At 62.4% G+C, this 8307-nt stretch carries 11 protein-coding genes and 1 pseudogene; 1 reads left to right on the top strand and 11 read right to left on the bottom strand.

Translation table 11 applies throughout. The features are described from left to right. Positions 1 to 570, top strand: a pseudogene (locus IT549_RS09630) (IS256-like element ISSpma2 family transposase); the annotation flags it as partial. A 225-nt stretch (positions 571 to 795) separates the two neighbouring features. On the opposite strand, the gene IT549_RS09625 reads toward IT549_RS09630, so the two are convergent. The 11 genes from IT549_RS09625 to IT549_RS09575 all read right to left on the bottom strand — a co-directional run. Next, positions 796 to 996: a hypothetical protein gene (locus tag IT549_RS09625; RefSeq protein WP_292972528.1), complete on the bottom strand. Its 201-nt coding sequence runs from the start codon at positions 994 to 996 to the stop codon at positions 796 to 798. A gap of 269 nt (positions 997 to 1265) precedes the next feature. Further along, positions 1266 to 2465 (bottom strand): NnrS family protein, encoded by a 1200-nt coding sequence (locus tag IT549_RS09620; RefSeq protein WP_292972526.1) that lies wholly within the window; start codon positions 2463 to 2465, stop codon positions 1266 to 1268. Further along, positions 2459 to 2923: a hypothetical protein gene (locus IT549_RS09615; RefSeq protein ID WP_292972524.1), complete on the bottom strand. Its 465-nt coding sequence runs from the start codon at positions 2921 to 2923 to the stop codon at positions 2459 to 2461. Before IT549_RS09615 ends, IT549_RS09620 begins: the two co-directional genes overlap by 7 nt. Positions 2924 to 2950: 27 nt before the next feature. Next, positions 2951 to 3103 carry a cbb3-type cytochrome oxidase assembly protein CcoS gene (gene ccoS / locus IT549_RS09610; protein WP_292972522.1) on the bottom strand — a complete coding sequence of 51 codons (153 nt, stop codon included), beginning with the start codon at positions 3101 to 3103 and terminating at the stop codon, positions 2951 to 2953. Then, positions 3100 to 3882 (bottom strand): DUF2189 domain-containing protein, encoded by a 783-nt coding sequence (locus tag IT549_RS09605; protein WP_292972520.1) that lies wholly within the window; start codon positions 3880 to 3882, stop codon positions 3100 to 3102. The genes ccoS and IT549_RS09605 overlap by 4 nt, the downstream gene beginning before the upstream one ends. An 18-nt stretch (positions 3883 to 3900) precedes the next feature. Continuing rightward, complete coding sequence (locus tag IT549_RS09600; RefSeq protein WP_292972518.1) at positions 3901 to 4089, bottom strand: hypothetical protein; 189 nt, start codon at positions 4087 to 4089, stop codon at positions 3901 to 3903. Then, positions 4086 to 4967, bottom strand: a complete 882-nt coding sequence (gene ccoP, locus IT549_RS09595; protein ID WP_292972516.1) for a cytochrome-c oxidase, cbb3-type subunit III — start codon at positions 4965 to 4967, stop codon at positions 4086 to 4088. Before ccoP ends, IT549_RS09600 begins: the two co-directional genes overlap by 4 nt. Beyond that, positions 4958 to 5128, bottom strand: a complete 171-nt coding sequence (locus tag IT549_RS09590) for a cbb3-type cytochrome c oxidase subunit 3 (RefSeq protein ID WP_292972514.1) — start codon at positions 5126 to 5128, stop codon at positions 4958 to 4960. Before IT549_RS09590 ends, ccoP begins: the two co-directional genes overlap by 10 nt. Positions 5129 to 5131: 3 nt before the next feature. Then, positions 5132 to 5866, bottom strand: a complete 735-nt coding sequence (gene ccoO / locus IT549_RS09585) for a cytochrome-c oxidase, cbb3-type subunit II (protein ID WP_292972512.1) — start codon at positions 5864 to 5866, stop codon at positions 5132 to 5134. 6 nt (positions 5867 to 5872) lie between these two features. Further along, positions 5873 to 7519, bottom strand: a complete 1647-nt coding sequence (gene ccoN, locus IT549_RS09580) for a cytochrome-c oxidase, cbb3-type subunit I (RefSeq protein ID WP_292972509.1) — start codon at positions 7517 to 7519, stop codon at positions 5873 to 5875. A gap of 399 nt (positions 7520 to 7918) precedes the next feature. After that, positions 7919 to 8307: hemerythrin domain-containing protein (locus tag IT549_RS09575; RefSeq protein WP_292972505.1), on the bottom strand; the 389-nt coding region annotated here is incomplete at its 5' end.

The raw sequence follows: 8307 nt of genomic DNA, 5'->3' as shown, positions 1-8307 counted from the left end.
CGCGGCCTGACCGGCGTGAAGCTGGTCATCTCCGATGCCCACGAGGGCCTCAAGGGTGCGATCACTCGCGTCATGGGCGCCACCTGGCAGCGTTGCCGCGTCCACTTCATGAGGAACGCCCTGTCCTATGTGCCCAAGGGCCAGAACACCGTGGTTGCCGCGGCGATCCGGCAGGTCTTCCTTCAGCCCGACCAGAAAACGGCCACCCAGGTCTGGCGGCAGGTCGCAGATCAGCTGCGCACCCGCTGGCCCAAGCTCGGCGCCTGCATGGACGAGGCCGAAACCGACGTGCTCGCCTACACCGGCTTCCCCACCCAGCATCGCACGAAATTACACTCGACCAATCCGCTCGAACGGCTGAACAAGGAGGTCAAGCGCCGCGCCGACGTCGTCGGCATCTTCCCGAACGAAGACAGCATCGTTCGCCTCGTCGGCGCAGTGCTGCTCGAGCAGAACGACGAGTGGCAGCTCCAGCACCGCTACATGCAGATCGAAGGCATGGCCGAACTCAATCAACCAATGATCGAGGAGGAAAATCAGCCGCTACACATAACCGCCAAGGCCGCATGACGATGACCCAAGGCCACCGCCAAAATTACACCACGTTGACGGACGCGACCATCCCATCAGGCAAATGATTTTTATTCTGCGTTTAACACAAGAAATTTGCAGTATCTGTCGTTTCGTTTTTGCATGCTCCGGCTGATCGGTAAGGAGGCCGGCTCTGGAATAGGGTCAAATTCCGGCCAAAGTGTCTCCCTTCAATTACCGAGCCTGCAAGCTCAGCTCACGCTTTCAGCTCTTGGGTGTAACCCATACCTCGACTTGTGCCATGAATTTCCCCGCTGCCGGCTTGCCGACATGGACGCGGTCAGCCGTGACAAGCTCCCCGGATGCAAGATTGAACGAGGCCCATGGCTTGGGCATCCGTCCGAACGTCATCTTCTGGATCGGTTGTCCGGTGGCCGAATTCATGATGGTGGCAATGATACTCATCGACGGGCCGGTACCGGGAGGAGCCGCTTTTCGTCTACGGCTGGAACGCAGGTTTTCCACGTTCGGGCAATACGACACCTGTCTGCATGTTCCCGGTAGCTTCACCCAGATTGCTTAAGAGATCGGGGGCTAATGGGTTGGTAGAGGGCCTGCTACCTAGGGAGTTACCTAGCCCAATGATGCTGCGTATGGCCCGGGGATATAGGCAATGCAGGTATCTGAAGATGCAAGGGCAATCCTGAGGTCTGGACTGAAGCAACTGGGTGAGGTCAGCCTGTTTTTCCATCAATCCGCGGCCGGAGATATATCCACATCGCTCGCACGATCCATGGGAGGACGCCGGTCGTGAGGATCAGCGTGGACGATGTCAGCAAGGCGAGATGTTCATCCCTTGCCGCAGCAAGGAGTCGCAGTGCGGTCGAAGCCTGCACGGTGGCAAAGGCCAGCCAAGCGATTGGCAGCATGACGAGTTGCTGGCCGGAATGACCCTGGGTGACTCGGGTCACCATCGCGATGACCAGGCTCAGGACAAAGCCGATGGTGACAAGATGGATCGGCGCCCGGCCTAGAGCAGGTTCGAACATTCCAGTCCATGCGGCCAGGGCAAATGCAGCCGGAGCCCAGGCGAACCCGATCAGCAGGACCCACAGGAGGCCGGGCGCCCGACTGCGCGGCCACCACTTCCACAACATCAATGCTAAGAGGCCGGCGCCAGCAATCTTGCCCCCGGCGGCCAGGGCCGGAAACGCCAGGGCAAATCCCAGCGTGGCCAACACCGCCGACGCCCAGAATGCCCACAAGACCCAGAATGGCCGCCACCGCGCATAGGCGTCCACGACGTTACCAGCGAAGAAGGGGACCATCCGGTGGCAGACGGTCACGAACACGGGAACGACGCACAGGTCCAGAGCAACAAGGTTGGCGATGTGGACGGATAGCGGGTCGAGGGTGGCCAGACCGATGCCTGCGAGGGTCATGCAGCCAAGTCCAAACGTCAGTGCGGCGAGGATCGACCATGCATGCCAGGTGGCGGGGCGGCCTGCGCTCAATTCGAGAATGGCAAGGCGCAGCATCCAGGCCAGCGCCCATATCCAGCCTGCGCCGCCAAGAATGAAGGCGACGGAAATGCCGTGCGGTGCAATGTCGAACAGGCCGAGCCACAGGGCGATTGCGGCGCCCGCGAACGCGGTGCCGACGGGCAGATAGACTGGCCCCGTCGAGTCCGGGAAGCCGAGCCATCGGGGGAAAGTCGTCAACAGGAAGCCAAAGAAGAACGGCGGCAGGACAAGAAACAGCAGGATGGGCGCGTGCAACAGTATGGCGGGGACCGCCTGGGGCAGATTCAGTCCGATTCCCTGCAGGTCGAGCAGCGTCGCGCTCCACCAGGCGAGCACCGCCGCAAGCTGGAAGGCCCCGGTCAGAAAGAGGAGCCGGTGCGGTGCGGCAAACAGTGGCGCGCGTGCTACCACAGGCCGTGGCTCCCGCCGACCGCGCCGCCGAAGGTGACGAGCGAGGCTGCCAGAAGGATGCGATGCATCCGTTCCATGCGCGCGAAGTCCGCTGCCGGGTCGGCCGAATTTTGCATGCGCCGGTGAATGACCAGCGGCTCCAGCACGAACAGCATTAGGCTGAAAATGGCCCAAATCGCGATCATGGCGGCCATCCACCAGTACGTCGGTTCGGAAAATCGGCTCCACAGGTCCGCCCGCCAGGCCATCCAGAAGCCGCTGGCGCCGGCGAGCAGCACCCAGACGCGCGCCTGCGGGGCGAACCCGCCCTCGATCCGCCCAAAGGCGGCAAGCCGTTCGCCCGGCGGGGAATCGCGCCGGATCGCGGGCATGACCACCATCGTCACGAAGGCGACGCCGCCGATCCACAGCAGGATCGACAGGATGTGAACGATGCGGGCATAGATGAAATCAACCATGAATTATCCTCCCGCCGGCTCCTTTGATCAAAGGGGCTTGTCGTCATCGTCGATGAAGATGCGCTGCGCCGCCCCGACCACGTCCTCGTACTGTCCGTTGTTGATTGCCCAGAAGAACAGGCCCAAGCCAAGCGCGCCCAGCGCGATGGAAATGGGGACGAGGAATTCGAGCGCGTTCATCGGACCGCCCTCCAGGCATGCCAACTGGCGTGGCCTAGCCACGGAAAGACGATGATCAGCCCCAGCATCCCCGTGGCGAGCGAGAGGAGGAACAATGCGAGGACGGCAGCACCCCAGACCAGCAGCGCCGGCAGATTATTCCACACCAGCGCCCAGCTTGTGCCCATCGCGGTCAGGGCATCGACCCGCCGATCAAGCATCATCGGGATCGAAAAGGCCGATACCGCGAAAGCAAAGGCGGCGAACAGCCCGCCAACTGCCGTGCCCACCGCCAACATTGCTAGACCGTGCCCGGTCGAGAACAGCATCTGCGCCACGTGATCGAGCCCTGGGAAGGGCCGTACCCCGAAGAACAGCGCGTAAATGATGACCGCGGCGCGCATCCACAGCAGCATCAGCACGCTAAGCAGGGCGCCGGTGAACAGCAATTGCCCGCGCGATGGTGCTTCGGGCAGGACCATCTGGCGCAGGGTGACGTGCCGGCCTTCCTCCAATGCCCTGCTCTTCGCGTAAAGCCCGATGGCGAGAATCGGCGCGAGGATCAGGAAACCGGCGGTCGCCGGGAACAAGGCATAGTCCCATCCGAACAGGATCAGGCCCAGCACGATGCCCAGCGACAAGGCAAAAACGACGAGGCCATAGGCAAGGCTGGCCGCAGGATCGGTCCGCAAATCCCGCCAGCCTGCGCCCAGCCAATCGAACGCGCTGCCAAGTGGCAGGTCACGGCAGTAGGGACTGGTGCGGGGCAGCGGGGGGACGACTGGCGGGATGATCGGCATGATTATTCCCTTCCCACGTCAGCACGACGATCGGGCGGCGCTGAACCCGCTCGGTGCGATTGCGGTTTCACCCGACCGGACATGCGCGACGCAGGCGGGTTGCGAGGATCCGGCCACCATCACCAGATGCACGTTGGCCAGCGCGACCACGAAGAGCGCCAGCAGCGCCAGTCCGGCATAGAAGAAACGGGAGCGGGGCAGCCTCATGGTGCGCTCCCCTTGTCCAGAAGCCAGACCAGCAAAAGCTTGCGATCTACCGCGCTCAGCCGCTCGCCCCAGGCCGGCATCTCGCCGCGCCGGCCATCATGGATGGAGGTATAGACCGACTGGGCATCGCCGCCATAAAGCCAGGTCCGGTCGGCGAGGTCCGGAGCGCCAAGCGACTGGTTGCCGCGCGCATCGGGGCCGTGGCAGGCTACGCAGTTGGCAGCGAAGACGGCGCGTCCCGCTGCCACCGATTTCGCGCCTGCACCGCGCGCCACCCCCGGATCGGTCAGAGATCGCACGTAATCGGTCACCGCGATGACGGCATCGTTATCCAGTATCCCGTCGCGCCCGAATGCCAGCATCTGGCTCGCGCGGCTGTTCGTGGCGGCGGGGCTGTTGATTCCGACGGCGATGGTCTCGGCGATCTGGTTGGGTGATCCGCCCCAGAGCCAATCGCCATCGATCAGATTGGGAAAACCCTTGTTCCCGCCTGCGTCGCTTCCGTGGCAGGCTGCGCAATTGTCCCCGAACAACCGGTGCCCGTCGTCGCGCACCGCCTTCATCAGGGTCGGATCAGCCCGGATCTGCTTGACGTCGAGCGCGGCGATGCGGCTTGTCCCACTGGCTCGGTCCTCGTTGGCCCTGGTCACCTGCCGCGTAACGATGGCGCGCTGGTCGGTACCGAGCAGGCCTTGCGTGTAGGTCCGTCCAAGCGGCCACGCGGGCATTAGCACCCAGTAGACGACCGCAAACAAGCCGGTGGCGATCAGGAAGAACCAGACCGGCCAGGGCACGGGCGTGTTGAGTTCCTTGATGCCGTTCCACTCGTGCCCGGTGGTCTGGTGCCCGCTGTGGGGATCACGTTCGCTCACGCCCATGGCTCGTCCTCGTCCTCAACGACGTCCCGCGCGGCCTGGTCGAAGCGATCCCGGTTGGCTGGCCAGAAGGCATAGGCAAGCACGGCCAGCGCCATGACGAGCAGGTAAAACAGCCCGAACGACTTGGCGAAGACGACGACAAGATGGTGGGAGACGTCCATGCGCTATCTCCCGCTTGCCTTCGCGTTCTGCGGCGCCTTGGCCGCATCGCTCAGCTTGCCCAGGATCTGGAGATAGGCGACCAGTGCGTCCATCTCGGTCACCGTCTGCTGCTGTCCGTCGAATGCGCGGACCTGCGTTGCCTCGCCGTAGCGCTTGAGCAGTCCGGCAGTGTCGCCATCGGGCGAGGCCTGGGCCACCGCGTCGGCGCTCGCGTTGGCAATCATCGCGTCGGTATAGGGCACACCGACAGTGCGCATGGCACGCAAGTCGTCGCCTAGGTGTTCGACTGACAACTGCGTGGTGGTAAGCCAGGGATAGCGCGGCATGATCGATTGCGGCACCACCCCGCGCGGGTTGGCAAGGTGCATGACGTGCCACTGGTCGGAGTACTTGTCGCCGATGCGGGCGAGGTCTGGACCGGTGCGCTTCGAGCCCCATAGCATCGGATGATCGTATTTCGATTCCACCGCGAGCGAGTAGGGGCCGTAGCGCTCCACCTCGTCCTGCAGGGTTCGGATCATCTGCGAATGGCAAGCATAGCAGCCCTCACGGATGTAGATGTTGCGCCCGGCCAGTTCGAGCGGGGCATAGACCCGCATCTGCGGATCGGTTTCGACGGTTTCATCGATTGTGAACAGCGGGGCGATCTCGATCAGGCCCCCGATGCTGGCCACAACGATGATCGCCAGCACAAGGCGGAGGGATTTGCGTTCGAGGCGGTAGTGGGTCTGGAACATGGCTGCCTATTCCGCCGGTAGCAAGCTGGGGAGGGGCTGGCCGTCTGCCACGCTAACGGCACCGGGCGATGGCGTGACTATGGTCTTCCAGATGTTCCAGCAGGCGATCACCGCGCCGATCAGGAACAGCAGGCCACCGATCGCCCGCGCGATGTAATAGGGGTGCATCGCCTCCACCGTGTCGAGGAAGGAATAGCTGAGCGTCCCGCCGTCATTGTAGGTGCGCCACATCAGGCCCTGGATGATGCCCGAGTTCCACATCGAGAAGACGTAGATCAGCGTACCGGCCATCGCGAGCCAGAAGTGCCACTCCACCAGCGCGGGGGAATGCATGGCATCGCGCTTCCACAGCCACGGCACCAGCGCATAGATCGAGCCGAAAGTGATCAGCGCAACCCAGCCCAGCGCGCCGGCGTGGACATGGCCAATCGTCCAGTCGGTATAGTGCGACAGCGAGTTGACCGAGCGGATTGCCATGAACGATCCCTCGAAGGTCGACAGGCCGTAGAATACCGCCGCCATCATCATGAAGCGCAGTGTGGCATCGCTGCGCACCCGGTCCCAGGCGCCGTTGAGGGTGAGCAGGGCGTTGGCCGCCGCGATCCACGAGGGGATTAGCAGCATCAGCGAGAACGTCATGCCCAGCGTTTGTACCCATTGCGGCAGGGCGGTGTAATGCAGGTGGTGCGATCCCGCCCACATGTAGAAAAAGGTGATCCCCCAGAAGCCGACGATCGACATCCGGTAGGAATAGATCGGCCGCTCGGCGCGCTTGGGCAGGAAGTAATACAACATGCCAAGGAAGCCGGCGGTCAGGAAGAAGGCAACGGCGTTGTGCCCGTACCACCACTGGGTCATCGCGTCCTGCACGCCGGAAAACAGCGAATAGCTCTTGGCTCCAGCAAACGACGCGGGCACTGCCAGGTTGTTGACAATGTGGAGGATCGCGACGACGAGGATGAAGGCCAGGTAATACCAGTTGGCAACGTAAATGTGCGGTTCCTTGCGCCGCGCCAGCGTGCGCAGGTACAGCACCAGATAAGTCACCCAGACCACGACCAGCCAGACATCTGCGTACCATTCGGGTTCCGCATATTCCTTCGACTGGGTGATGCCGAGAAGATAGCCGCTGACCGCGATCAGGCAGAACAGGTTGTAGCCCAGCAGCACGAACCACGGGCTCAACTGGTCGGGCAAGCGCGCGCGCGAGGTGCGCTGCATGACATGGAACGATGTGGCGATCAGCGCATTGCCGCCAAAGCCGAAGATGACGCCGGTGGTGTGGACCGGCCGCAGGCGTCCGAAACTGGCCCAGGCGGAATTGAAGGTCAGGTCTGGATAGGCGAGCAGCCAGGCCACCCAGTCGCCTACGAACATGCCGACCACCGCCCAGCCCATGGCGAGGATGATTCCGGCTTTGGTTGGATCGTCGTAATAGTGTTCCAGGCGGGAAGAGGGTGGCTCGGCGTCGAAGTATCCGCGCAGCAAGGCGACCATTACACCCAAGGCATACAGCATCACGAGATAGCCATGGAAGCCCATCGGATCGCTGCGCGTGGCTGTCGACGCCGCCATGACGACACCAGCACCCAGCAAGGCAAACAAAATGGCAAGTGCGCCGGTTCGCTCGCTGGTCGTGAGTGCAGAAACCACGAATTGCCTCCATGTCGTTAGACCATGAGCGGGTTAGCAGAAAAAAGGCATCTTACATACCAATTTAACAATGAAATTATTCGTCTCTGCCAAACATTTTTCCAATGTGTGGGCTAGGAACTCGCAGTGACCTGAACTGATCAGTGCGTGACCATCGCCTGCAGTTCCATTGAAAGGCAACGATCATCGTCGAGCGTAACAGAGGCGGCAAGGCCGCCGCGCAAGGTGGCGCAGAAGGAGCGCCTGCTCGACGTTCTCATCCCCCTCTGCAACCCGGTGATCGGGCCACCGCCTATCCCCGCTTCATCGTGGTCAAATCTAAAACAGATTTTAGACCACTCAGAAGGGGGCCGGTCAACGCCGGCAGGAGAGATACTCCGCCACGAGGAACGCGCGCGATCAATGGGAACTGGCCAATGCCAGGCGCCTCGCGAAATCGTGGAATCGTTCGTGGGTGCCGGGCGGATTGCGCGCTTCAACTTCGGTGAACTGGACGAAAAGCCGTTCGCGATCCTTCGCGGGAATCAAACGGGCGGCCATGGGAAACACCATGTCATCTTCTTTCCAGATGTGATCGGGATAGAGACGCTCGATCGCTTCGATTGCTGTTGTGATCTTGTCGCCCCCATCGCGCTCGCCAGCGTGATAGGCATCGATGGCATCGCTGAGTTGACCTGCGAGGAGTCGGCCTTTCTTGTGCTCGTGGAGCAGGGCATCCAGCGGGCAACCGTGAAGGGGAACCCCATGCGCGACGAGCGCTGGAAAAAGGAGTTCTTCTTCCTTGGCGT

The organism is Novosphingobium sp., assembly GCF_020852455.1.
In the GTDB taxonomy this organism is placed as follows: Bacteria; Pseudomonadota; Alphaproteobacteria; order Sphingomonadales; family Sphingomonadaceae; genus Novosphingobium.
This window is presented reverse-complemented; position numbering and strand designations above follow the sequence as displayed.

Excerpts from the sequence above, each read along its gene's own strand:
- IT549_RS09625 (WP_292972528.1), bottom strand. The coding sequence starts at position 996 with ATGAGTATCATTGCCACCATCATGAATTCGGCCACCGGACAACCGATC.
- IT549_RS09590 (WP_292972514.1), bottom strand. The coding sequence starts at position 5,128 with ATGGACGTCTCCCACCATCTTGTCGTCGTCTTCGCCAAGTCGTTCGGG.
- IT549_RS09605 (WP_292972520.1), bottom strand. The coding sequence starts at position 3,882 with ATGCCGATCATCCCGCCAGTCGTCCCCCCGCTGCCCCGCACCAGTCCC.
- ccoO (WP_292972512.1), bottom strand. The coding sequence starts at position 5,866 with ATGTTCCAGACCCACTACCGCCTCGAACGCAAATCCCTCCGCCTTGTG.
- IT549_RS09615 (WP_292972524.1), bottom strand. The coding sequence starts at position 2,923 with ATGGTTGATTTCATCTATGCCCGCATCGTTCACATCCTGTCGATCCTG.
- ccoP (WP_292972516.1), bottom strand. The coding sequence starts at position 4,967 with ATGGGCGTGAGCGAACGTGATCCCCACAGCGGGCACCAGACCACCGGG.
- IT549_RS09600 (WP_292972518.1), bottom strand. The coding sequence starts at position 4,089 with ATGAGGCTGCCCCGCTCCCGTTTCTTCTATGCCGGACTGGCGCTGCTG.
- ccoS (WP_292972522.1), bottom strand. The coding sequence starts at position 3,103 with ATGAACGCGCTCGAATTCCTCGTCCCCATTTCCATCGCGCTGGGCGCG.